The 25,293-nt window shown below is 48.2% G+C and carries 23 protein-coding genes and 1 tRNA gene; 12 read left to right on the forward strand and 12 right to left on the reverse strand.

All coding sequences use genetic code 11. The features are described from left to right. On the forward strand, positions 1-100 hold a 100-nt coding region (locus tag NC997_RS00005), incomplete at its 5' end, for a transposase (protein WP_190524156.1). A 412-nt stretch (positions 101-512) separates the two neighbouring features. Next, the gene (gene dnaN, locus NC997_RS00010) at positions 513-1,685 is read left to right on the forward strand and encodes a DNA polymerase III subunit beta (RefSeq protein WP_190524159.1); all 1,173 of its coding nucleotides are present in this window, start codon (positions 513-515) and stop codon (positions 1,683-1,685) included. Here dnaN and NC997_RS00015 read toward each other — a convergent pair. The 6 genes from NC997_RS00015 to NC997_RS00040 form a co-directional block, all read right to left on the reverse strand. Continuing rightward, on the reverse strand, positions 1,682-3,121 hold the full coding sequence (locus NC997_RS00015; RefSeq protein ID WP_190524162.1) for a trypsin-like peptidase domain-containing protein: 1,440 nt from the start codon (positions 3,119-3,121) through the stop codon (positions 1,682-1,684). The genes dnaN and NC997_RS00015 overlap by 4 nt on opposite strands. Before the next feature lie 128 nt (positions 3,122-3,249). Then, the gene (locus tag NC997_RS00020) at positions 3,250-3,735 is read right to left on the reverse strand and encodes a PD40 domain-containing protein (RefSeq protein WP_190524445.1); all 486 of its coding nucleotides are present in this window, start codon (positions 3,733-3,735) and stop codon (positions 3,250-3,252) included. A gap of 214 nt (positions 3,736-3,949) precedes the next feature. After that, complete coding sequence (locus NC997_RS00025) at positions 3,950-4,474, reverse strand: PD40 domain-containing protein (protein ID WP_190524164.1); 525 nt, start codon at positions 4,472-4,474, stop codon at positions 3,950-3,952. A 2-nt stretch (positions 4,475-4,476) separates the two neighbouring features. Then, positions 4,477-4,971, reverse strand: coding sequence for a PD40 domain-containing protein (locus NC997_RS00030; protein WP_199292210.1), 495 nt, complete (start codon positions 4,969-4,971; stop codon positions 4,477-4,479). A gap of 163 nt (positions 4,972-5,134) precedes the next feature. Beyond that, positions 5,135-5,953, reverse strand: coding sequence for a Ycf66 family protein (locus tag NC997_RS00035; RefSeq protein WP_190524167.1), 819 nt, complete (start codon positions 5,951-5,953; stop codon positions 5,135-5,137). 238 nt (positions 5,954-6,191) lie between these two features. Then, the gene (locus NC997_RS00040) at positions 6,192-6,311 is read right to left on the reverse strand and encodes a photosystem II reaction center X protein (protein ID WP_190410189.1); all 120 of its coding nucleotides are present in this window, start codon (positions 6,309-6,311) and stop codon (positions 6,192-6,194) included. Positions 6,312-6,582: 271 nt separating this feature from the next. Here NC997_RS00040 and NC997_RS00045 point away from each other — a divergent pair, with 271 nt between their 5' ends. After that, positions 6,583-6,876 carry a YggT family protein gene (locus NC997_RS00045; RefSeq protein ID WP_190410190.1) on the forward strand — a complete coding sequence of 98 codons (294 nt, stop codon included), beginning with the start codon at positions 6,583-6,585 and terminating at the stop codon, positions 6,874-6,876. A gap of 61 nt (positions 6,877-6,937) precedes the next feature. Here the strand turns inward: NC997_RS00045 and accC are convergent, their stop codons facing one another. Continuing rightward, on the reverse strand, positions 6,938-8,290 hold the full coding sequence (accC, locus tag NC997_RS00050) for an acetyl-CoA carboxylase biotin carboxylase subunit (protein ID WP_190410191.1): 1,353 nt from the start codon (positions 8,288-8,290) through the stop codon (positions 6,938-6,940). 192 nt (positions 8,291-8,482) lie between these two features. Between accC and NC997_RS00055 the strand changes: the two genes are divergently transcribed. Both NC997_RS00055 and NC997_RS00060 read left to right on the forward strand, forming a co-directional pair. After that, positions 8,483-8,563 (forward strand) — tRNA-Leu (locus NC997_RS00055). A 173-nt stretch (positions 8,564-8,736) separates the two neighbouring features. Continuing rightward, the gene (locus tag NC997_RS00060) at positions 8,737-9,360 is read left to right on the forward strand and encodes a chorismate lyase (protein WP_190410192.1); all 624 of its coding nucleotides are present in this window, start codon (positions 8,737-8,739) and stop codon (positions 9,358-9,360) included. A gap of 260 nt (positions 9,361-9,620) precedes the next feature. Here NC997_RS00060 and purF read toward each other — a convergent pair whose 3' ends face one another. The 3 genes from purF to pdhA form a co-directional block, all read right to left on the reverse strand. Continuing rightward, entirely contained in the window at positions 9,621-11,114 is a 1,494-nt protein-coding gene (purF, locus tag NC997_RS00065) for an amidophosphoribosyltransferase (protein WP_190410193.1), read from the reverse strand. Between the two features lie 164 nt (positions 11,115-11,278). Continuing rightward, positions 11,279-13,636, reverse strand: a complete 2,358-nt coding sequence (purL, locus tag NC997_RS00070) for a phosphoribosylformylglycinamidine synthase subunit PurL (protein WP_190524170.1) — start codon at positions 13,634-13,636, stop codon at positions 11,279-11,281. Between the two features lie 185 nt (positions 13,637-13,821). Further along, complete coding sequence (gene pdhA, locus NC997_RS00075; RefSeq protein ID WP_190410195.1) at positions 13,822-14,856, reverse strand: pyruvate dehydrogenase (acetyl-transferring) E1 component subunit alpha; 1,035 nt, start codon at positions 14,854-14,856, stop codon at positions 13,822-13,824. Positions 14,857-15,025: 169 nt separating this feature from the next. On the opposite strand from pdhA, the gene NC997_RS00080 reads away from it, so the two are divergent. From NC997_RS00080 to NC997_RS00105, 6 genes are all read left to right on the forward strand, one after another. After that, complete coding sequence (locus NC997_RS00080; RefSeq protein WP_190524174.1) at positions 15,026-17,464, forward strand: IMS domain-containing protein; 2,439 nt, start codon at positions 15,026-15,028, stop codon at positions 17,462-17,464. 88 nt (positions 17,465-17,552) lie between these two features. Then, positions 17,553-18,515, forward strand: a complete 963-nt coding sequence (locus NC997_RS00085; RefSeq protein ID WP_190524178.1) for an AEC family transporter — start codon at positions 17,553-17,555, stop codon at positions 18,513-18,515. 731 nt (positions 18,516-19,246) lie between these two features. Next, on the forward strand, positions 19,247-20,515 hold the full coding sequence (locus NC997_RS00090; RefSeq protein WP_190426891.1) for a DUF4912 domain-containing protein: 1,269 nt from the start codon (positions 19,247-19,249) through the stop codon (positions 20,513-20,515). Between the two features lie 99 nt (positions 20,516-20,614). Next, positions 20,615-21,184 (forward strand): hypothetical protein, encoded by a 570-nt coding sequence (locus NC997_RS00095; protein ID WP_190524181.1) that lies wholly within the window; start codon positions 20,615-20,617, stop codon positions 21,182-21,184. A 23-nt stretch (positions 21,185-21,207) separates the two neighbouring features. Then, positions 21,208-21,609 (forward strand): DUF2358 domain-containing protein, encoded by a 402-nt coding sequence (locus tag NC997_RS00100; protein WP_190524184.1) that lies wholly within the window; start codon positions 21,208-21,210, stop codon positions 21,607-21,609. A 33-nt stretch (positions 21,610-21,642) separates the two neighbouring features. Beyond that, positions 21,643-22,830, forward strand: coding sequence for a TRC40/GET3/ArsA family transport-energizing ATPase (locus NC997_RS00105; protein WP_190524187.1), 1,188 nt, complete (start codon positions 21,643-21,645; stop codon positions 22,828-22,830). 148 nt (positions 22,831-22,978) lie between these two features. On the opposite strand, the gene NC997_RS00110 is transcribed toward NC997_RS00105, so the two are convergent. Together NC997_RS00110 and NC997_RS00115 are read right to left on the reverse strand one after the other, a co-directional pair. Further along, entirely contained in the window at positions 22,979-23,179 is a 201-nt protein-coding gene (locus NC997_RS00110; RefSeq protein ID WP_190524190.1) for a chlorophyll a/b-binding protein, read from the reverse strand. Between the two features lie 30 nt (positions 23,180-23,209). Beyond that, positions 23,210-24,229: a succinate dehydrogenase/fumarate reductase iron-sulfur subunit gene (locus tag NC997_RS00115; protein WP_190524192.1), complete on the reverse strand. Its 1,020-nt coding sequence runs from the start codon at positions 24,227-24,229 to the stop codon at positions 23,210-23,212. Between the two features lie 453 nt (positions 24,230-24,682). Between NC997_RS00115 and NC997_RS00120 the strand changes: the two genes are divergently transcribed. Then, complete coding sequence (locus NC997_RS00120) at positions 24,683-25,111, forward strand: AbrB family transcriptional regulator (protein ID WP_190524196.1); 429 nt, start codon at positions 24,683-24,685, stop codon at positions 25,109-25,111. Positions 25,112-25,293: the final 182 nt, after the last annotated feature.

The following is a 25,293-nucleotide window of genomic DNA, read 5'->3' on the forward strand; positions in this document are numbered from 1 at the left end:
ACTCAAACAGTATCGAGCGCTCGCTACACGCTACGACAAGCTGGCGGAGAGTTTCCTGGGCGGTATTTATCTAGCTGCTACGGTCATCTGGCTTAATTGATGACACGCCCTAGTCAGCAGCCGTTGATTTAAGTTTTTGGAAACTACTTATAAAGAATGATTCACCTCCAGAAGGGTTGTGGAAAACTCCTAGTTTTCTGTGGAAAAGCTTGTGGTAAAGCCGTGAAAAACTTTGTGTCATTAGTGAAAAACAATGACAAGTATAAATACCTTGTGGAAAAAAGAGTCGCTTTTCCACAAGGTTCCCACAATTCATTAGAGCTGCTAAAACATTCACGGGAAATTCATTTGACAACATTTTCCACATTTTCCACAGCTTCAGCAGTTTTGCCTAAAGCAGGTAAGCAGGGTAATCTGGATTGCTGAGGACAAGGGTGCTACGATCTCCTTCTGTGCCAAAAGTACCGCGCTATGAGCGTCGTTTGGCTGAACAACTCCAAGGTTGAACATCTATGAAACTGGTTTGCACCCAAAACGATCTCAGTACCAACCTTTCTCTCGTCAGCCGAGCAGTGCCATCGCGCCCGACACATCCTGTCCTCGCAAATGTCAAGCTGGAAGCTAACAAAAAAACTCAGCTCGTCAGTTTGACGGCATTCGATCTCAGCCTTGGCATTCAGACCAGCTTTCCCGCACAAGTGGAAGAGGAAGGTTATCTCACTTTACCCGCTAAGCTGTTAAACGATATTGTTTCCCGTCTAGCAGAGGGAGAAATTACTTTAGAGGATAAAGGGGAGGAAGGGACAAGTGAAGGGATTATTGCCACACTGACTTCTGCCTCTGGGCGTTATAAAGTCCGGGGTATGACCGCAGAAGAATTTCCAGAACTGCCAGTAATAGAAAATGGCGAAGCTGCTCAATTGCCTGCCGCTGCATTAATTGATGGCTTGCGGGGTTCCTTATTTGCCACCAGTCCAGACGAAACGAAGCAGGTTCTCACGGGCATCCATTTAACAGTCAAACCAGAGTATCTTGAATTTGCCGCGACAGATGGTCATCGTTTATCGGTTGTCGAAACGACTAACCAAGGTCAAACGGATGAAGAACCCTCTGAGGCGATTAGTCAGGCAGCTCCGTTAGAAGTCACGATTCCAGCACGGGCACTGCGAGAACTAGAACGAATCTTAGGAATGCGCCAGTCGGCGGAAGCGATCGCTCTCCATCTTGACCAAGGGCAGGTCGTATTTGAGTTGGTCGATCAACGTTTGACTAGCCGCACCCTAGAAGGTCAATATCCCGCCTATCGTCAGTTGATTCCCCAACAATTTGAGCGGCAGGTGACAATCGATCGGCGTCAGTTGCTCAATGCATTAGAACGAATTGCCGTGCTAGCTGACCAAAAAAATAATATTGTCAAATTCACGATAGACAGCACTAACCAGCAGATTGCCTTATCAGTGGAAGCACAGGATGTTGGTAGCGGGCGCGAATCTCTACCTGCACAGATATCGGGCAAGGATCTAGAGATTGCCTTCAATATTACCTATCTCAGAGATGGACTGAAGGCGCTGCAATCCTCCGAGATTCAAATGCAGATGAATACAGGGAATAGTCCGGTGATTCTGACACCGCTTGGAGGTCTAAAAATGACTTACTTAGTGATGCCGGTGCAGATTCGCGCTTAACGAATTGTTAAGAGATAGCGACCTCGACCGCGCGGATTTGAGGCGGTGGCGATCGCTCGATAAACGCCTGTTCGGGGTAAAGTCACACTCATCTGAGAATTGGGATTGCTGCGGCTGATGTTATCGTTCTCAGCAATCTTCCGACCATTTTGATCGACCAAAATCAGATAGGTATCAAAATCAGGACTGGCAAGTGCGATCGTCAGAGGCTGACCGGCACGACCTTGAAAGGAATATTCCTGAAACAAACTGCCATCAGAAAGCACCTTGGCACCCCGACCCAGAATACCCGCTTGCCGCATCAGCAAACGACTTTGGGAAGTTTGATAGCGCTCGCCTCCGGCAGTCGCCACTGCTCGAAGACGGTAAGCACCCGCTTGTCTTCCCTCAGAGGAATTGGCAATAATTAGATAAGTGCCACTTGCAGGCAGTGTCGCCACAAGGCTAGCGTTTCCCCTACCGCCCCTATCATCGTCTTGGGCAACTTCATTGCCATTGGGCCCAAGTAGAATTAAGTAGGAATCAATCTGCTGACTCGCCATATCAATTCTGACTTGCTGACCGGCTCTCCCCTGAAAGGTGTAAAGGTCAAAATAGCTATTATCCGCACGGAGAACATTATCACCACTACCAAGAGTGGCGTTAATCACCGTACCATTCAAAGCAATGGGCTGAGGCGGTTGTCTTCCAGAAGTGGGTTGTTGCCGTTGAGCAGTGGTAGGGGCGCGTCCTTGGCGCACAGCGGTCAAGAACGGCTGTACCCGGTCTACAGAAATCGCAAATCCAATGCCAATGTTTCCCGCAGTCTGACCGCTGGTAAAAATAGCAGTATTGACGCCAATCAATTCTCCTTGGCTATTGAGAAGAGGACCACCGGAATTGCCTGGGTTGATGGCTGCATCGGTTTGGATTAAACCGCGCTGTTGGTCAATCCGGCTAACAATACCAACGGTGAAGGTTCCTTGAAATCGACCAAAAGGATTCCCAATCGCAAACGCCCGCTGACCGACTTGTACAGAGTTCAGAGGAGCGATCGCAACAGTGGGCAAATTGTTCTGTCCGCGAATTTTAAGGACAGCTAAATCTAGACTGTTGTTAGCAAAAGCAATGATATCGGCTGGGAGTCTTCTGCCATCTGAGAGAATAACGGTGACAGTTTGGCGACCATTTGCCACAACGTGAGCATTGGTCAATACCAGGCCGTCTCGGCTAATGATGCTACCGCTGCCGCTACCGTCACCAGCCTGGATGGATACCACTCCTGGACTAGCGCGTCTATAAACCTGAATATTTGTTTGTTCTTCAGCGTCTTGGGCAACAGCGATATTTGACTGTTGCCAGTTAAAGGGAACGATTGCGTCGATTGCATTAGCACCAATGGCAGCGGCGGCTGCGATGATGCCCGAAGTGGCAATACGCAGAACTTTGGTACTCATTATGTTAATTTTTTAAGCTTTTTTGACTGTTCTAGCATATTTAGTAGCGATCACTCTCAAGCAATGCTCTTTCCATAGAAGAAGCCTCTGACTCGCTCGTGCAGGAACTCGCCAATTTCATCGATCTTCTACTGTTGTAAAGAGCCAGAATTTGTTGCTGAAGTTCCTCTTTCTACAGTTGCAATATGCCATTGGCCTAACTGGCTAGTTTCAAACGCCACGTAGCGACCATCACCGGAAATAGTGGGATGGCGTACCGAGCCTCGGATGCTGCTAGTGAGCAATTCGGAGCGTTGAGTTTGACGGTCGTAGACAAAGATATCCGTCTTGCCTCGTTCGCTAGAAACATAAGCAATAAATCGACCATCAGCATTCAAAGCGGGTTGATCCTGTCTGGAGTCGCGACGATTGATATTGGGAAGATCAACGAGACGGTGTTGCTGCAAGTCGTAAAGGAAAATGTCTCGATTATTATTGCGGTCAGAAGCAAAGGCGAGATAGCGACCGTCACTGCTGTAGGCGGGATATTCGTCAGGGGTCTGGCTGTTGATACCGCCAGTCAGTATTTGCGGCGGGTTGAAGAGCTGGGTATCAAGACAACCAGTTAGCCCCATTGTGAATAAAATCGTTAGCCAGCGCCAGTTAATTAGCCATTTCATATCACTTGCGCCTAAATACCTGATGACTGTAGCTGTGAAGTGCGACTACACGAACCAAGCCTGTCTAGATAGGCTAAAAATATCCCCTGATTCCCAAAGCTGTGTATTCTGATCAGCGGGTATTTGCTTTTTCCCGCCATTCCTTCCCAACTACTCAGCACTTTTATCCTCAAGGAGGTGCTGGAAGATTTAGTGTTTGTCCAGAGCGATCGCTAACCACAATATCCCATTGACCATTTTCACTAGATTCAAAGGCAATCATACTGCCATCGGCGCTAATCGTTGGATTTCTTACTTCTGCTTGCACGTTTTGCGCGAGATTTCTTAACTGGCGAGTTTCGCGGTCATAGAGATAGATTCCCGACCGACCCTGACGACTTGCAGCAAAGACAATGTAACGACCATCAGCGGAAACAGCAGGGTCAGATGCGATCGCATCCAGGGAATTTAATCCAGGCAAATCAATCAAACGCCGATCCACCGTGTCGAAAAGGTAAACATCCTGACTGCTGCGCCGGTCAGAAATTAGCACAATGTACCGACTGGCGATTTGAGGATTAATGTCAGAAGCTGGGCTATTTAAACTTCGCCCTGCTGAATCAAAGGGAAAACTCATAAGACGACCTGAGCCAGTACAACTACTCAATAAACTGGCTAAGGCAACAAAGACTGATAGAAAAAGGTTACGTTTCACGCTCAGGGAGAGGCAGATGGACTGCCATCGGGGATATCTAACTCAATATTAGGCCCCCGGTCTAGCACCTCTACATCCCACTGACCGCGACTGCTGCTTTCAAAGGCAATATAGCGACCATCTGGACTAATGCTAGGATTTCGCACCCAACCGCGATAGCCCATTGTAAGAATTTGTGAGGATTTGGTGCTGCGATCGTAAAGTTCAACTTCCGGGCGTCCTTGGTCGCTGGCAATGTAGACAATGTAACGACCGTTCTGACTGAGACTGGGATTTTCTGCGATCGCGTCTTGTCGGTTCAAGCGCGGTACATCTACAAACTGCCGCTGCTGCAAGTCGTACAGCCAAATCTGTCGGCTGCCATTGCGGTTAGAAACAAAGGCGAGCAACCGACCATTGCCGCTCAAAGCCGGTTGCTCATCTGTATAACGACTGTTAAGAGCAACTGGCCCTGTTGAGCGATTGACTGGGGTACAGGCAACAACTAACCCAGCCATACTAAACCAGATTCCCCATTTGACCCAGGTATGGATTCCCAAACCGCACGCCAATCTTTTCACGTCAAAGCTGCATTGTTGCTTGCAAAAATAACCTGACCCAATGAACCAGCCGCGTCTCATGAAACGTCGAACGGACACGAAGGAACCGCCCTTTCCTGACTCATTCTTGGTCAAAATTGCTTGAGTTGTCCCCTTCTTCCGGGTAGTCTATCGGTTTGTAGTCCACATAGTCGGTTGGGGTTGCTTCTACGTCCTCCCGACTCTCCCGATTGGGCGATCGCTCTGACGATTCTCCTTTAGGTGGACGACTTCTTCTTGGCTTGGAGGCAGTCTCCGGATCTCGGCTGGGTGGACGAGTTGAGCTGGGACGGCTACTGCGAGACGGTTTTTCCTCCCATGTGTCTGAAACTTCCCAATCGTCCGGTTGTTCGGTTGGGCGAGTTTCTGTTGGACGGGGACGACGCTTGCGAGGACGGTCTCCTTGTCCCAGCCTTTCAGAACTACTATTGCTATTACTCCGACTGGATGGACGGCGGCGCGGTTCATCCTCGTAAGTTTCTACCGTCCGGCTATTGCGAGATTCTTGCGTTCCCCGAATCCGCCGTCTCGGTGGTTCCTCATCCATCGGTTCGAGTTGATCCAACTCGGCTCGATACACGCGGCTTACGGGGCGGTCGTCATCCACAATTTGCGTATTTCGCTTTGCAACCTCCGTCGCCACTCCACGCATCCGAATACTTTCAAATGCAAAAAAGATAGCAGAGCCGGTCAACAAAAATTGACCGAATTGCAAAATCGGATCGAGTCGCCATCCTTGAAATAAAAGAATAAAGCCGCACAAGAGACCAACTGCGGCAAAAAAGATATCGTGATCTCGCGCTAGCTCTGGACGCACGGTACGCAGAAAGTACAGTGCTGCCCCTGCCACTGCCAGAAAAATACCCAGAAGACTGGCTGAGTTAAGCCCGAAGTTTACCATTGCTGTTTTCCCAAGACAAATCTATGTTAACGAGTTAACCGCAGAAATTGGTACGCAGGTTGGGAATTTTAATTCTAAGTATCCTGGGTCAGCAGGAGAACGAGCGGGCAGAAACTGGCTTGCTGCATCGCATCAGCTCTTCTCCCTTTAACATATAAAACCTCAGTTTTTTTAGAGGGAGCAACTAATTTAATAATTACTCTCTCGACAAACTGAGGTTTCCGGCTATTCCGACAATCTAGGAACGTTGGATTTTATCCTTCTGACTAATAAAAATCAGCGCCACCGTGGCTGGGATGACAACAATTACAGCACCCCAGAGCAGACTATAGAGAAAATTCGCTAATGAAGGCGTCATTTTTTTTCGCTCGCTTTGACAACGATTTCTTTTGATCAATTTTAACGATATGTTATGAACTTGAGAAGCCTATTTGTCGCTTCATTTTGTTTTTACGTCTCTTCTACCCCTGTACCAGTCTGGCTGAATAGGATTGAGTGCCACGCTGCGTTAGAATAATGAGAGTTTGGTTATAAAACTTTAACTATAATGCCTTACGGCGTCAGTTGCATGACAAATACGCGACATGGCTAAAGTTTTGACACCCGGAAATATTCTTGATTAAGAACCAATGGACGCTGTTTCGCTTGCTAGCTGGATTCTTGGCCCGCTTGTGGGCTTGATGACTTTGCTGTTTATCTTTCGGATCGTCCTTACCTGGTATCCTCAGATAGACCTAAATCGGCTTCCCTTTAACTTGATTGCTTGGCCTACAGAACCTTTTTTAGTGCCATTGCGGAAAATTGTGCCGCCTATCGGTGGTGTGGACATTACCCCAATCGTTTGGGTAGGGATCTTTAGCCTAGTGCGAGAGATTCTCTTGGGTCAGCAAGGACTGCTGACGATGTTTGCTCATACTCATTAAGGCGCTCCGGAGGTTAGTAAAAGTGGGTAACGGAAAAAATTACCGATTACCCACTCCTTACTTACTGCTGGGACTGCATTAATTGCTCAACAAAATTGGTATAAACCTCGCCTTGTAAAAACTCCGGTGTCTCCATAATTTTTTGATGGAAGCCAATGGTGGTGGGCAAACCCGTGATGGCACACTCCCGCAATGCCCGTTTCATCCGCTTAATTGCAGTAGGGCGATCGCTACCCCAAACAATTAACTTACCAATCAGGGAGTCATAGTAAGCAGGGATTTCGTAGTCCGTGTAGACATGAGAATCCATCCGAACACCAAAGCCGCCAGGAGGCAGATAGCCGCTGATCCGCCCCGGATGAGGACGGAAGTTGTGGTCGGGGTCTTCCGCATTGATTCGACATTCAATGGCATGGCCTCGGAGAACGATTCGATCTTGAGTCAGCGACAATTTCTCCCCTTGAGCAATGCGGATTTGCTCGGCAATCAAGTCTAACCCAGTGATCATTTCTGTCACCGGGTGTTCGACTTGAATCCGAGTATTCATTTCCATAAAATAAAATTCCCCAGAGGGTGCAAGCAGAAACTCCACAGTCCCGGCACCCGTGTAGTTGATAGACTTAGCAGCCATAACAGCGGCAGTGCCCATTTTTTGGCGCAGTTCTGAACTGAGAACTGGACTAGGGGCTTCTTCTAGTAACTTTTGATGACGCCGTTGGATAGAGCAATCGCGTTCACCCAGGTGAATTACGTTGCCGTAGCTATCGGCTAAGATTTGAAATTCGATGTGACGGGGACGTTCAATAAATTTTTCCAGATAGACGCCTGGATTGCCAAATGCAGCTTCTGCTTCTCCCTGTGCAGCTTGGAAGAGCTTGACGAGTTCGCTTTCTTCCCGCACTAAACGCATTCCTCGCCCTCCACCTCCGGCGGTGGCTTTGATCATGACAGGATAGCCGATTTCATCCGCGATCGCTAATGCTTCCCGATCGGACATTAATATCCCATCACTTCCCGGCACTGTAGGCACACCCGCCCGTTGCATCGTTTCTTTCGCAGTGGATTTGTCTCCCATTGCCCGAATCGCTTCCGGCGTTGGGCCAATGAAAGAAATCTGGTGATCCGCGCAGATTTCCGCAAATCGGGCATTTTCTGCCAAAAAACCATAGCCCGGATGAATAGCGATCGCATTGCGCGTCAAAGCTGCCGCAATAATATTGGGAATATTCAGATAACTTTTGATACTGGGGGGTTCACCAATGCAAACGGCTTCGTCAGCCAGTTGCACATGAAGGGCGTGTCGATCGATCGTCGAGTGAACTGCAACAGTCGCAATCCCCATTTCTTCGCAGGTACGGAGAATGCGGAGAGCAATTTCCCCTCGGTTAGCAATTAAAATCTTTGAAAAACGCATCTTCTAGTTTTTAGAGAAATGGGGTAGCGAAAGGAACAATCATTATTATTTCAGGATGTTGCCTTCAGCATCAGTACAATATATAGATCGCATCACCTCGCATTAGAACAGTTATTGATACTGATTGAAAGTCTTGTTTCTTCCAAAGAGAACGAAATTGCCTCAAAGATGATACAATTGGTATATATGCAAGCGGATGTGGCGGAATTGGTATACGCGCACGTTTGAGGGGCGTGTGGCTTTGCCTTGCGAGTTCGAGTCTCGCCATCCGCATTACTTTTTCCTTTTTCAGTTCTCAGTGCTGCAAGCGCATCAACGCATAGTATGCACTAAGAACTGAAATTGCAAAAGAACTAAACTCACCACTCAATTTTTTTGCTGGAATAGGTTTCCGGCAAGAAATTGTTTATAATTTTATATAAGAAAATGAAGTTTTGTAAAGAGCTTTGACTTCAACTGTTATACCCACAAACAGCATTAGCTTACCAAGAGATTGGTATGCTCTCAGTCCGCTTTGGCAGGGAGGCGAAGAAGTGGTGCAGCAAGGACTGCCTCACACACAGCTAGCACCAGCATGGCAGATGCTTTTACTGGGAGATGGCTCCCCGACCCGTCACCTGCAACTTTTGACGGGTGAACCAACAGAAGTAGATGTCATTGATATGTCGCCTGTTGGCATGGATGCTGATGCAGCACCCAATCAAATCCAGGCTGTACCAGGACCTAGGTTGCGACGACAGGTATGGCTGCGTACCACCTCCGGTCAGCGGCTGGCTTACGCGACTTCCTGGTGGGAAGCCAGCCATGTAGATGAGTATTTACAAAACCGTTCCTTGCCAATTTGGGCAAGTTTGGCTCGCCTGCGTACCGAGTTATATCGGGATGTCCAGGGAATTTACTATGGTCAGTCCGATGCTTTAGAATCTGCCTTTGGACAAACAGGACCATTCTGGGGGCGTCACTACCTATTTTGGCATCATGGGCGTCCGCTGACGCTGATTTATGAAGTTTTTTCACCCTATTTGACAAACTACTTGGGGCCAATGCAGCCGGTGAAGCCAGGGGATTAATTAGAGAAACTTCATTAATTTGTAGGATGGGTAGAGCAGGAGCGAAACTATCGAACCTTTGTCAATGTTGGTTTGACAATGTTGGGTGGACAATCGCCCAAACTTCAAAATGACGGAGTTTTATTCAGTTCTCCCATCTTCTTGACACTCTCCGGCATAAATACGCAAAGCAAACATAAAGTGAAAAACTTACACGGGAATGAAGTTTTGACCTCTTTCCTGTGTAAGTTTTTCAAACTTATTTAACCACTGACAAAAAGCTAACAGCTAGCTGCTTTTTCCAACATCAGCTTAGAACGCTTAACTTGCTCTGGAATTGAGATGGGATAGTCACCCGTAAAACAAGCAGAACAAAAATTGTTGGGATCTTCGCCGGTAGTTTTCAACATTCCCTCGCGGCTGAGATACGCTAGCGAGTCTACACCTATTTGTTCGGCAATTTCTTCGACTGACTTTGTTGCCGCAATCAACTGATCTTGGCTATCCGTGTCAATGCCATAAAAGCAGGGATGAGTTACGGGTGGAGAGGAAATTCGCATATGAACCTCGGTGGCACCAGCATCTCTGAGGGCTTTGACAAGTTTGCGGCTAGTCGTTCCTCGCACGATAGAGTCGTCAACAATAACGACTCGTTTCCCACTCAGCACATCTTTAAGAGGATTGAGTTTCATCTTGATGCCACACTCTCGCATTGCCTGAGTCGGCTGGATGAAAGTGCGACCAACATAGCGATTTTTAATCAATCCCTCGGCGTAAGGAATACCGGATGCTTGGGAAAACCCAATCGCGGCGGGAATGCCGGAATCGGGTACGCCAATAATGATATCGGTATCCGCTGGAGATTCCTGAGCGAGTTGCCGTCCTAAGCGCAGCCGGTAGCTATAGAGACTCTCGTCATGCATGACGCTATCCGGACGAGCAAAGTAAATCATTTCAAAGATGCATAGTTTCCGCTTGGGTTGTTCTGCCCAGAAGAAGGAAGCCATACCTTCTTCGGTAATCCAAACTAACTCGCCCGGTTCAACATCCCGCAGGTACTCAGCCCCAATAATATCTAAGCCACAAGTTTCTGATGCGAGGACATAGCGCTGAGGATTCGTGTTTAAAATGCCAATCACTAAGGGACGAATACCGTTGGAGTCGCGGGCACCCATCAAGCCGTCTGGCGTTCCGATTGCCAGACTAAAGGCTCCTTCGCATTGCCGAAAGGCTCGGATCGCTCCTTCTAACCAGTCTTTGCCTGCGTTAATTTCTTCTGCGATCGCAAAGGCAATCATCTCAGAATCCGTCGTCGTGACTAAGTTACAGTCGCGTCGCAACAACTCTTCCCGCAGTTTCCCAGTATTGACTAAATTCCCATTGTGTGTCAGCGCAAGGGTTCCTAACCGAGTCTCTACAACTGCTGGCTGAGCATTAACAACGCGGCTGGAACCCGTCGTGGAGTAACGGGTATGACCAACTGCCAAGTTCCCTGGTAGCTGGTTCAAAATGGATTCGTTGAAGACTTGGGAGACCAAGCCCATCTCTTTGTGTAAATGAACCTGCTTACCGTCAAAAGCGGCAATACCAGCAGATTCCTGACCCCGGTGCTGTAACGCATACAAACCAAAATAGGTCAGTTTGGCGACATCTTCACCTGGTGCATAAACCCCAAAAACGCCACAGGCTTCCTCTGGCTTATCAGGTCGCTGATCGTTCAAGTGGTTAGACTCAGCTGGAGACTCATCACTTGCAAAGGGATGGTTGGGAATCATTTGAGAACTTGGCTCCTACTTGTTGAGGCAGAGAAAAACTAACCAGGCTTAGTAATTCTTAATAATCTCATAACAAAGCGTTAATGTCGCTAGCCGAAGACATAGACCAGGAATTTAGCTCTGTCTGGGTCAGCGATTTCTGGAAGTAAATTGGGGAAGGTTGGCTAAACGGTTAAACGGCGTTGGATAGCATTGTGATAAGCATCGCCCATTTTCTTAATGCTAACGTCTATCAAAGTTTGGCTTTGAGTCGTAAAAACCCGTAACTCGCTGTCCGGTTTTCCGACACGACCCATTTGTTCCCAGCAATCTTCCAGTTGCTCCTTTAAATAGGATTCCCAAATTTCTTGGTGTTCTTGCACGACAGAAACTAAAATTCGCGCTCCCCCTTCACCAAAAAGGATACAATCCCAACGTACAGAGGGTTCTGGAGGAAGTTTCCAGTGAATTTCGGCTCCCAAATTGCTAGCGATGCAAGCTTCCGAGAGAGCGATCGCAACTCCTCCCTCAGCACAATCGTGAGCTGAGCGAATCCAACCTTGACGAATTCCCTCGCGGCAAGCAGCTTGTACCCGGCGTTCCAAATCAAAATCTACGGTGGGCGGTTTACCAGCGACAATGTCATGAATGGCTGACAAATACTCGGAAGCACCTAACGTGACTCCCTCTGGTGAATCCAAACGTTTTCCCAGTAAATAAATTAAATCTCCCTCGGCTTGCCAAGCTTGGCTGCAAACTCGTGTAATGTCAGGAATTAACCCCACCATCCCCACCACGGGCGTCGGATAAATTGGCTGGGGATTCCCATCAGCGTCCAGGGTTTCATTGTAGAGAGACACGTTGCCGCCAGTCACTGGCGTTCCCAATTCCCGACAAGCTTCCGCGATTCCCCGACAAGCATTTGCCAGTTGCCAATAACCTATCGGCTTTTCTGGACTCCCAAAATTTAGGTTATCCGTGACTGCTAAAGGTTCGGCTCCTACACAACTAAGATTACGAGCCGCTTCTGCGACGACTGCCTTGGCTCCTTCATAGGGGTCAAGATAGACGTAACGAGCATTGCAATCGACAGTGGCAGCCACCCCTTTATTGTCCCCCTGGTTAATCGAGTAATTTGGGGAAGGTTCTAGCGGACGCACCCGCACCACGGCTGCATCTGCACCACCTGGAACAATTACAGTATTGTTTTGCACCTGATGGTCGTACTGACGATAAACCCAACGCTTAGAGGCAATTGTGGGAGTATCTAACAAAGTCAAGAGAATCTCATTCCAGGTGAGAGAACAACCTTGAATTTCAATGCCTGCGCTGGTACAAGTCGGAAGGCGATCGCTTGTCCACTCCCAAGCTACACGCGCATACTCTGGCGCTTCAGTCAACAATTCTCGGTGATAAATGGGCGTATTATCCGCCAAAGCCGTTGCTGGAATTTCTGCCGCCACGCCGCCTTGGAACAAAATCCGCACAATCGGCTGCTCAATCACAGTGCCTGCAACGACAGCTTGTAGACCCCAGCGGTGGAAAATATCAATTAACTCCTGTTCGCGCCCCTTGTAAGCAACAAACAGCATCCGTTCCTGAGATTCAGAGAGTAAATATTCATAAGGCACCATTCCCGTTTCCCGCACGGGAATTTTGTCTAGATCCAGTTCAATCCCAACGCCACCTTTAGCTGCCATTTCTGACGTGGAACAGGTAATGCCTGCTGCGCCCATATCCTGTGCGGCGGCGACAGCACCCGTTTTAAACGCTTCCAGACAAGCTTCAATGAGGGATTTTTCTAGGAAAGGGTCGCCCACTTGTACCGCTGGACGGTCATCCATCGACTCATCACTGAGTTCTGCACTCGCAAAACTCGCCCCGCCCATGCCATCTCGCCCAGTCGTAGAACCCACATACAGCACTGGATTTCCAATCCCTACGGCTCCAGAGGTGACAATTTCCGGAGTTTCCATCAATCCCAGGGCCATGACATTCACAAGTGGATTGCCAGAATAAGCTGGATCGAAATAAACTTCACCGCCCACCGTGGGGACTCCCACACAATTGCCATAATGGGAGATTCCCGATACCACACCATTGAACAGTCGCCGCGTCTTGGCATCTTCCAGAGAACCAAAGCGAAGAGAGTTTAACAAGGCGATGGGACGCGCACCCATTGTAAAAATATCCCGGAGAATCCCGCCGACTCCCGTCGCCGCCCCTTGAAACGGTTCAACTGCTGAGGGGTGATTGTGAGATTCAATTTTAAATGCGAGTTGCAGTCCGTCGCCCAAGTCTACAACACCAGCATTTTCTCCTGGCCCGACGAGAATGCGATCGCCTTCTGTCGGAAACTGCTTGAGTAATGGTCGTGAGTTCTTGTAGCAGCAATGCTCCGACCACATGACGCCGAACATCCCTAACTCAGCTTTATTCGGATGACGCCCTAGCCGTTGGACAATGTCTTCGTATTCTTCTGGTTTTATACCTTCTGCGGCAATTTCTTCGGGGGTAAACGGAGCGGATGAGATTGTAGACATGGAACCCTTGCACGAACGGCACAGGGTTATTGTATCGATATTTCCCCGCTACTTATGCGGTAAATGTGCTTGTAACTTTAACGGATATAAAATTGTGTCAATTTTAAGGACTTTTAAAGCGCATCTAAAAAAATAGAGTAGGCATTGCCTACCCTATATTTGACTACCGTTATTAACGCTAACTGTTAATCATCACCGGCAAAAATATAACGGTACAGTTCGCTAGGATCGGGTTCTGGGCTTTCCTCGGCAAACTTCACCGCATCGTCGATGACGGCTTGGATTTTCCGGTCAATTTCCTTGAGTTCTTCTTGGTCTACCAGATTGTGTTCTACAAGATGAGCAGCCAACTTTTTGATTGGATCGCGGGCGAACCAATATTCCTTCTCATTCTTGGAACGAAGTTCGTCGGGGTCAGCCAGAGAGTGACCTCGGAAGCGATAGGTTAGGGCTTCAATCAAGGTTGGCCCTTCACCCGCACGGGCACGCGCGATCGCTTCCTGGGCGACTGCACGAACTGCTAACACGTCCATCCCATCAACCTCAACACCTGCCATACCAAAGGCATGGGCTTTCTTGAAAATTTCTGGTACAGAAGTTGCCCGTTCGTGCGCCATACCAATTGCCCACTTGTTGTTTTCCACAACATACAAAATTGGCAGTTTCCACAGCGCCGCCATATTCAAGCATTCAAAAAATTGACCGTTATTCGCTGCACCGTCGCCAAAAAAGCAGGCGGTTACTTGATCGGAACCGGCATCTCCCAAGGCTTCGCGGCGGTACTTACTGGCAAAAGCCGCACCCGTAGCAACAGGAATCCCTTCAGCCACAAAAGCATAACCTCCCAGCAGTTTATGCTCCGAGGAAAACATATGCATCGAGCCGCCGCGCCCTTTACTACAGCCGGTTGCCTTACCAAACAACTCAGCCATTACCTCTTTTGCAGGCACCCCAGCACTCAGAGCATGAACGTGGTCGCGGTAGGTGCTGGAAACATAATCCTCATCTTGGCGCATTGCCTTGATGACGCCAGTTGACACAGCCTCTTGACCGTTATATAGGTGGACAAAACCAAACATTTTGCCCCGGTAGTACATCTCGGCGCACTTATCTTCAAAAAACCGCCCCAAGACCATGTCCTCGTAAAGGATCAATCCTTCTTCTTTGGTGATTTGGGTTTGATCGGCGTGAAAGACGGGTAAAATGCGTTCCTGAACCATTGATTTAAGGGATAAACTTGACGTGATTGGTTGAACGGCGGTTTTTATCTACCAAGATAAGCTTCTACTATAGAAGCTAGGGGGTATAATTATCGCACCTATTCTATCGTTTATGTTCGCTCGTACAGATACAGATTAATTTAGTTGCCTGGGGCTGAGGAAGTAGACTGTGAGAATTCCGCTCGATTACTACCGGATTCTGGGCCTGCCGATTCAGGCTACGGCTGAGCAGTTGCAGCAAGCGTATCGCGATCGCGCTCTGCAACTTCCTCGACGAGAGTATTCAGAAATCACGATCGCCGCCCGGAAACAACTGCTAGACGAAGCTTACGCGATTCTGTGCGATCCAGAACAGCGTTCCGCTTACGACGCTACATTTCTGACAAAAACATACGACCTGGATTCAGAATCAGGAACAGCAACTCGTCAGGAAGGAAATGGTACAGCAGACACCGACCTTGACCCTTATACGCCCAGCATCGAAATTCAAGATGAGCAATTCGTTGGGGCATTGCTGATCTTACAGGAGCTAGGAGAATACGAACTGGTGCTGAAGCTGGGACGTCCCTTCCTCAGCCGTGCTAGCACCAGTATCGAAAAGGGTCGTTTGGGCAACCCTCAGCTAGTGCAACCAGATATTGTGTTGACGCTGGCATTGGCGTGTCTGGAACTAGGCCGAGAGCAATGGCAGCAAGGTCAATATGAAAACGCCGCCACCTCCCTAGAGACGGGTCAAGAATTACTATTGAGAGAAGGTATCTTTGCCAGCCTGCGGGGTGAAATTCAGGCGGATCTTTACAAGCTTCGCCCGTACCGAATTTTGGAATTACTCGCGAGTAGTGAAGACAAAGTAACCGAACGCCGTAAAGGATTGCAGCATTTGCAAGAAATGTTGCAAGAACGCGGCGGCATCGATGGCACCGGAGACGATCAATCGGGACTGAACATTGATGACTTTCTCCGCTTCATTCAGCAGCTGCGGAGCTACTTGACCTCCGCCGAACAGCAGAATCTCTTTGAAGCAGAAGCGCGTCGTCCCTCGGCAGTGGCTACCTATTTAGCGGTTTATGCTTTACTAGGTCGGGGGTTTGCCCAACGACAGCCGGGTCTAATTAGACAAGCTAAGCAGATGCTGATGCGCTTAGGCAAGCGTCAGGATGTGCATTTGGAACAGGCGGTGTGCGCCCTTCTTCTCGGTCAGACGGAAGAAGCCAGTCGCGCCTTGGAACTCAGCCAAGAGTACGAACCCCTCGCCTTCATTCGAGAACATTCTCAGGGTGCCCCAGACTTGTTACCTGGGTTGTGTTTGTACGGGGAGCGTTGGTTGCAAGCAGAAGTGTTTCCCCACTTCCGAGATTTGGCATCGGTGCGAGCTTCTTTAAAAGATTACTTTGCCGATGACCAGGTTCAGGGGTACTTAGAAGAATTGCCAGTAGAGGAAGATACAACCAATGAGTGGGCGGTATTGCCGACTCAGCAAGTATCTTATGCTGCGACTCCCGTCTCGCGAGGGACAAGTGACTCCCCAGGATTTCGCAGGCCGGAGAGTGTGGTATCTCGCTCCAGTGGGCGGAACGGCAGTGGAGAGAATGGGGGCAGGATGAGCGATGCGGCATCAAGCAATGCGCCCTTGCGTCCCAATGCTGAAGACAGTTCCTCGCGCGATCGCCTTCAACAATTGGTGGAACAGCAATCTGGTGCGGCTCATCGAACGGCGACAATGACCGCTACAATCGATCGCCCGCAAACAGGGGGAGGATCGAATTTACCGGCGGCAGAACGAGTTTCTCGGTCTCCAGAACCAGAAGGAAACGATCCGGGCTTGGCTGGGGATGCTGCCTCGAAGCGTCAGCGCCGCCGAGGGAATTCACCGGAACAAAATGAACAACCACGGGCAACAATCGCGAGTCGGTTGCGGAGACCAGATTCTGTGTCCAAGGCATCCCCCACAGGAGGAGATGTATCAGCTCGTCGTTCAGGTGGTCGTCTTCAACGTTCTACAGCTTCCTTGCGCTCGGCAAAAACCGGACGGCTTCTTTTACTGGGACTTGCCGGGATTCTCAGTTTGGGAGTCTTGCTGATGCTAGCGACCGCTGCTTTCAGTTGGCTCCAGAGAAGTTTCTCAGGCCCGCTCTTAGAAGGAGAGCAACCAATGGTACAGCTAGCTGCTCCTCCAGTACCCATTCCCGAACCAGGCAGTAAAATACTGAGTCCATCTGGCCCTCTAACCCAGGAGACGGCTCGACAATTGGTTCAGATTTGGCTTGCTAGTAAAGCCGATGCCTTGGGTGAAGAGCATACCGTCGAAAAATTACAGCAAATCCTTGCCGATCCCGCTTTATCTCGTTGGCAAAAACGTTCTCAAAGCACAAAGAACAGTAACTCGTACTGGAAGTACAGGCACAAGGTCGAGGTAAAATCTGTTGAAATGAGCGATCGCAATCCCGATCGCGCCAAAGTGGATGCACAGGTGAATGAAGCCGCAGATTTCTATAAAGCAGGTAAGCTCAATCAAGCTTCTTCCTATGATGAAAGCCTGCGCGTGCGTTATGACCTGGTACGCAAAGATGGTCAGTGGCTGATCCAGGACATGAAGGTTCTGAGGTAGTCATTGGGGATTAGTCATGAGTCGGCTCGTCATTAGGCGACCGATTGTTAACGCTTGACCGTGGCTGATAACCAGTGGCTAATAACGAATGACCGAAACCTTATTTCATGCCTATACCCCCATCATCCTGTGGACGGTACTCGGTTTCATACTCTTTAGGTTTATCCCCAGTTCCTTACCCAGGTTGCTGGGTCGCGGTCTTTATTGGGTTGGGGTGCCGCTACAAATTCTGACGCTGGCTCGTCAGGCAAACTTATCGGAAAATGCTGGAGTGGTGCCGCTAATCGCCATAGGAGCTTTGGCGGTCGGTTTTACTTTTGCATGGCTAAGTTTGCAGGTCTGGAAACGCTTCAGCCGTGAAAATGGCGACAGTAAAAAGTCTTCTGTCCTGCCTTTCTTAGACCGACCTCACTGTGGGAGTTTCATCCTGTCTGCCATGCTGGGCAATACAGGTTTTGTGGGGTTAGCGATCGCTCCTTCTTTGATTAGCGCTCAAGCTGTGGGTCTAGCCGTCTTCTACAGCGTCACGAATAACATCATTGGTACCTATGGAATTGGTGTCTTTATCGCCAGCTACTTTGGGCGACCCGCAAAGCGAAATCATTGGTGGATTCAACTTCGAGATATCTTGACCGTTCCTGCCTTGTGGACATTTAGTTTCGGATACCTCACTCGCTCGGTTGAACTGCCGACTCTACTAGAATCAGGACTGCAAGCTTCTGTAGGGTTTGTCATTGCTAGCTCCTTTGTGCTAATGGGGATACGGCTCGCTCAGCTGCAAGGATGGAAGAGTTTTCGGGTTGCCTTACTCCCTGCCCTGGTGAAAGTTGTGGTGATGCCAGGACTGGTGGGTATTGCAGCCACCCTAATTGGTTTATCGGGCGATGCCCGCTTGGCAATGGTTCTCATGGCAGGTGTGCCCACTGCCTTTGCAAGTTTGATCCTGGCGGAGGAGTACGATCTCGACCCAGATTTAGCCGCCAGCAGTATTGTCCTAAGTATCGGACTGCTACTGTTGATGATTCCGGTTTGGCTGCTTGTATATGGTTAATCCGAAAACGCCAATACAGGAGTTCTCGTTTCTGCCTAATTAATCTAGCTTTCTTGCCGATTACCAAAAATTGAGCCTCTGAAGAAAGCGTTCCCAAGGCAGGGGAGCTTAAGAATGAGACCAATCTCTCTTTGCCTCTAATGATTGGGGAAGGATTGGGGCAAGGACAGATTTCAACGATTGCCCCAAAAAAGTGAATGGGTTTCGCTTATTTTGTCAAGATTTTCTGACATTGTAGATCTGCATGGGAACGTTTCCGACAAATTGACAAGTTACGGCGATCCCAATCCGTTTGCAATGTCAAAATATCATGACAATTCGATCCCCAAGTCCCTTATAACTTCGTAGATATACCTATAATCGGCTGAAACACCCCTTGACCTAACCCGGTATTTTTCTGCAACATGAAATTAACAAAGCGATCCCGCGATCCCAAAGAAATGCTCTAATCAGCAAATTTCTAAAATCCTGGGCGCTCAGTTAGATTCTCAATCCAGCCAAGAAAGCCAGTCAGTCTTCTTGGCGTCACAAAAGCAGCCCCTATTCAAGACTGACACCGGCTCATTCAAGACCGCAGCTAACCATTGAGACGTTACGGATTTCAGCAAGGGGATAACATGGCACAACCTTCCGAAGTTGAAGAGATGCGAAATAGCATTTTGTGCTGCTTTGCTAGTCAGTCTCTAGAGAAGTAACCTAACTGCCGCCCAAACTACCGGAGACTATTTGTTATGGCAAAAGAACGCCCACCATTGGAAGAGATGACATTAAGGCAACTCCGTAAAGTTGCTAGCGAATGCAGCATCTCTCGATACAGCAGAATGCGTAAAGAGCAACTGCTAACAGCAATTAAAGAAGTTCAACGCACCAAGATTTCTCTCGGTTCAACTCGTATAGTGGAGGCGCAAGAAGAAGTGGAAGCAGCAAAATTTGAACTGGGTCAGGAAGATCGCACAGGTGGAACCCTTGCATCCGTAGATGAAGGTCTAGGGGATCTTCCGGGTGGCTACGGTGAAAGCCGGGTTGTCCTGATGCCTCGCGACCCCCAATGGGCATACACCTACTGGGATATCCCCAACGATCATAAAGAAGATTTACGCCGTCAGGGAGGACAACAACTCGCGCTGCGACTCTATGATGTCACCGACGTGAATCTGGAATATCAAAGCCCTCACAGCATTCAGGAATATCCTTGCGATGAGCTAGCGCGGGAATGGTATTTGCCAATGCCCGTGAGCGATCGCGACTATGCTGTAGACATCGGCTACCGTTGTGCTGATGGTCGCTGGCTCGTCTTAGCTCGTTCCGCTCCCGTCCGCGTTCCTCCCGTTTATCCTTCAGATTGGATTGAAGACCAATTCATCACCGTTGCTTGGGAAGAAGACCTACGCGGTAAGACTTTCCTCGAACTGGTTCCCCCCGCCAAGAAAATGGCAATGGCTGGCTACGGTAGTGTAGCCACAGGTGGCAATCCTATTTACGACGAAATCTTCGGCATGGCTCAGACCGTCGAAGCTCAACGGGTAGCCGGTTCGTTGTTTGGCTCCATGCAGCAAGTACCTGGTTCGATGCAGTCAGTGTCCCTTGCCGAACAAGCTCTGAGTTCCTACGTCTTCCCCTCTGGCGTTGGGATGTGGGCAGTTCCTACCGTATCTGGTCTTACCATGTCTGGTGTGGGAATGTCCGGCGCTGGCTTCTCAGGTTCCGGCATCCCGATGCGTCCTCGCCAGTTCTGGTTGGTTGCCGATGCTGAACTCATTGTTTACGGTGCTACCGAGCCAGATGCTACAGTCACAATTGGCGGTCGTCCCATCAAGCTGAATCCAGATGGCACCTTCCGCTTCCAGATGTCCTTCCAAGATGGTCTGATTGACTACCCAATTATGGCAGTGGCGGCTGATGGCGAGCAAACTCGCTCGATTCACATGAAGTTTAACCGCGAAACGCCATCGCGCAATACCAACACCAAAGAAGATGCTGTTGAGGAATGGCTCTCTTGAAAAGATGAAGGATGAGGAATAAATTCCTCCTTCTGTCCTCAATCTTCTGTCTTTTGAAGTTTCCCCCGGCTAAGGCTGGGGGTTTATTATTTGGAAATTATGAAACCTGAAGACATTACCAAAACCCTTACAGAACTATTTGATGCCGCAGCGATTGAAGCAACTGCCCCCGGCTTGTGGCAAGTAGAAACGACTCAGATGCGTCTGTTGGTGCTGCTTTCCGATGACAGTTCTTGGCTGCGAGTTCTCTTACCGATTGCACCCGCTCAAGAAGCGCAACCGTTTGTAGAACAGATGCTGGAAGCCAATTTTGATGACACTCAGGAGACTCGTTACGCCCTGAATCAGGGAGTGCTATGGGGTGTATTTCAGCACAATCTTGAGACTTTAAATGTAGAGGATTTTTCAGGAGCGATCGCGCGACTGATTTCTCTGCATCAGACAGGTTTATCTGACTGCTTTAATCAGCTCGTTGAAAGTCGAATTAGTCAAATTATCCTGGCTGCCAAGCAGCAAGGACAATCCCTCGAAGCCACACTCCAAACCCTCGATCGATTCTACGAAGAAGGTCTCATGGGCGATTTGGATCTGCCTCCAGAGGCTCGTGAAGAAGTGCTGGCAGCATGGCGGCGTCAGTTAGAACGCCTCTGGACTGAAATCGAACCGTAGCTTCTTGTCACCCTCTAAGTCTTATGGACATCATTCAAATCCTCAAAGACGACTACCAAAGATTTCCAGAAAACCAAACCTACAGCATCTATGCAGAAGACGTTTTTTTCAAAGATCCGCTGAACAAATTTAATGGTCTTGAGCGTTACAAACTCATGATTGGCTTTATCAAAACCTGGTTTATGAACGTCAAGATGGATTTACATGACATTCGCAAATCCGGAGATACAATCCAACTTGAGTGGACTTTGAGCTGGAATACCCCTCTGCCGTGGAAACCTCGTATCGCCATCCCAGGCTGGAGTGAGTTGAAACTCAACACTGATGGAATGATTGCTTCCCATATCGACTACTGGAAATGTTCGCGTTTTGATGTGTTGAAACAACATTTGTTACCCTTAAAACAGGGAAAAAATAATAAGTAACGTAAACAATTCTCAGATAGGAAAAAAGCATTCATGCGCGTAATTTTGATGACCGGCAAGGGTGGTGTTGGCAAAACTTCTGTAGCCGCCGCTACTGGCTTGCGTTGTGCCGAACTCGGTTACAAAACCCTTGTTTTAAGTACCGATCCCGCTCACTCTCTCGCCGACAGTTTTGACTTGGAACTGGGGCACGATCCGCGACAGGTTCGCCCAAACTTGTGGGGGGCTGAATTAGATGCTCTGATGGAATTAGAAGGCAACTGGGGCGCAGTTAAGCGTTATATTACCCAAGTTTTGCAGGCAAGAGGCTTGGAAGGCGTACAAGCGGAAGAATTAGCAATTCTTCCCGGTATGGATGAAATTTTCGGTTTGGTACGCATGAAGCGCCACTACGATGAAGGCGAGTTTGACGTTTTAATTATTGACTCAGCTCCTACTGGTACGGCTCTAAGATTGCTCAGTCTACCGGAAGTCGGCGGCTGGTATATGAGACGTTTTTACAAGCCGCTACAGGGGATATCAGTAGCGCTCAGACCTCTAGTTGAACCGATCTTCAGACCAATTGCCGGTTTTTCCTTGCCCGATAAAGAGGTAATGGACGCTCCCTTTGAATTCTACGAGCAGATTGAAGCTTTAGAAAAAGTATTGAGTGACAATACTCAGACTTCGGTCCGTCTCGTCACCAATCCCGAAAAAATGGTGATTAAAGAGTCTCTCCGCGCCCATGCTTATTTGAGTTTATACAATGTTGCTACGGATTTAGTGGTGGCAAATCGGATTATCCCCGATCAAGTGACCGACCCTTTCTTTCAACGTTGGAAAGAAAGCCAGCAGCAATATCGGCAGGAAATTCACGAAAACTTCCATCCCTTACCAGTCAAGGAAGTTCCGCTTTACTCAGAAGAAATGTGTGGGTTAGAGGCTTTAGAACGGTTAAAGGAAACGCTCTATAAAGATGAAGATCCCACTCAGGTGTATTACAAGGAAACCACTCTGAGGGTTGTGCAAGACCAAAATAACTACAGCTTAGAACTTTACTTGCCCGGTATTGCCAAAGATAATATCCAACTAAGTAAAACCGGCGATGAATTAAACATTACGATAGGCAATCACCGCCGCAATTTGGTGTTACCGCAAGCCTTGGCAGCCCTGCAACCAGCTGGAGCAAAGATGGAGAATGATTATCTTAAAATCCGGTTTAGCACTCCGGTTCAGGTATAGCCAGTTAATTTGGGTAGATATTAAGGCAGAATCTAGATGCGTAGGGGCGTGTTTATACCATGCCCCTACGGATGGAATTAGCAACTCACAAATCCACGCCCCTACGAATGGAATTGGCGGTTAACCAATCCATGTCTTTAAGTGCGGATTAGCGCAAACCCAGCCAGGTAAAAAAATCCTGATGGGTGAAAAATTCCAGCACCAATAAAGCAACAAACCCTACCATTGCGAATCGTCCGTTGATTTGCTCGGAGTAGAGCGTCCAGCCGAAAGCAGGCTCTGGTTGGTTGTAATTTTCTGCGGGTGTTTCTATGGGTGATTGTTCTGAGGAAGTTGTTTCAGGATTCATTGTTTTTACTTCAATCGTGATTCAATATGATTAAGACTCAAGGCTTTGGACAGATTCAATGAGCGATCGCACTACCTCAGCCCCAGCAGACGGCTCAAACCCCAAAGGAAACTTACCGCGAGCCAGCATTCTTAATCCGAGTGGCCCCAGGCTAATCATCCCCTTGATGTCTCTAAAAGAATTTCCCACGACTTGTAAACCAAACCGACGTTCATCAATCCAACCACCTTCCTTCACTAGATCAATTAATACTTTCCGGTGACGGATTGAACGACTGGCTTGATCGTCCTTGCGGTCGAGAATTTGCTGTTTAATTTTGCCGATTTGATCCATTGGTGCCACATCCATCGGACAAACCGTATTACACATAAAACAGCGGGTACAACCCCAGACGCCTTTGGTGCCTTCGTTGTAATTTTCCAAACGGGATTCTATTTCGGCGTCACGAGAATCCGCTACCATTCGATAAGCCTTTGCAAGGGCGTGGGGTCCTACAAAATCCGAATTGACCTCACGGGCGTTGCATTCAGAATAGCAGGCACCACACAATATACAATTGCCTGTTTGATTAAGGCGATCGCGTTCTTCGGGTGTTTGTAAAAACTCTCGTTCCGGTATAGGATTTTCCCCCGTACTCACATAGGGTTCAACTACTTCAAGATGATCCCAAAAACTACGCATATCCACCACCAAATCTTTAATGACCGGCATATTGCCCATTGGTGCAATAGTAATTTCTGGGATGGCACCTAAAGGTTTTTGCGGGGCATCTGAAAGGGTAGCACTCGCTGCTATCTGTTGCAGCCTTTGCACTTCACTGCCAATATTTTCCTTACACGCCAAAGCGGAACGACCGTTGATTCGCATTCCACAACTGCCGCAAATTGTGTTGCGACAATTCTTGCGAAAAGCTAAACTTCCATCCTGCTCCCACTTAATAAGATTTAGGCAGTCCAGAATTGTGTTACCAGGCTCGACATCCAACGTATAAGTCTGTACTACAGGAGAGGAATTTTGCTCCTGCCGGATGACCTTAAAAAGGACTTGCATGCTTCAAAGCTCTTCATTGCTCTTAACTTCTAGTCTAAAGCTGAATTTAGGATCTGTAGACAAATACAAGCTTTGTTTGGCATGACTTGACTAAGGGGTGTAGCTGATTTTTAGATGCCGAAGGCTTGAAGGATAAAACAGACAGCTCTCCTGTCTTCCCCTCCAAAAGATAGATTTTCAGAAGTAAATACTTTACACTTTATACTTTAAACTTTACAAAATCTCTAGTCTCTAGTCTCTAGTCTGTCCTTTAACCATCTGCTATCTGGTAGTAAGAACCTCAACTTTTACCCAATTATGCAATTTTGCTGCAATCTAAGAATTTGGAGGATGCTCTTGTAAATATCCTTGTGAAAGTTGAGTGATTTAACGATATATTTTTTTAGTCAGCCAAATATTGGCATTAGACACTCTTTACTATACTGTAGATTGAAGTGTATTTTGCATATAGCGATGAGTGAAACCGCAACAGCTCCATTGACAGGGAAAGCACTGCTTCAAAAAGTAAAAGAGCTTTCACACTTACCACGGCGAGAAACAGCAAAACGCTGTGGCTATTACACCGTAACAAAGAACAACCAGACTCGCGTCAACTTAACAGACTTTTATGACGCAGTTTTAGGCGCGAAAGGTGTTCCCCTCGATCCAGAAGGAACAAAAGATGGTCGGGGTCGCGAACCAACCTATCGTGTAAGCGTACACAAAAATGGTCAAATTGTTATTGGTGCAACTTACACTGAGGCAATGGGATTAAAGCCTGGTGATGAGTTTGAAATTAAGCTGGGTTACAAGCATATTCACCTAATTCAGGTGGATGGCGGAAGTAAGACTGGAGACGATACCAGTGATGAAAGCGAAAGTGAGGAGGCGACTGCATCATAAGCGGTAATGCTTTCTGATATGGCGTTGCTTCTAACAAATTTATCGGGAAATTTGAAAGAACCAACTGCCTCTCCTTTCAAGGGAGCATCCTAGGGAAAGCAAATACATCTTTTGTGGACTAGACATAAAAGCTGCGGGGGTTCATGCTTACCCCCAGCGGTAAATAAGGCAGTTTTTTCCAA

Origin of the sequence: Trichocoleus sp. DQ-A2 (assembly GCF_039961915.1) — a bacterium.
Lineage (GTDB): Bacteria > Cyanobacteriota > Cyanobacteriia > Cyanobacteriales > FACHB-T130 > FACHB-T130.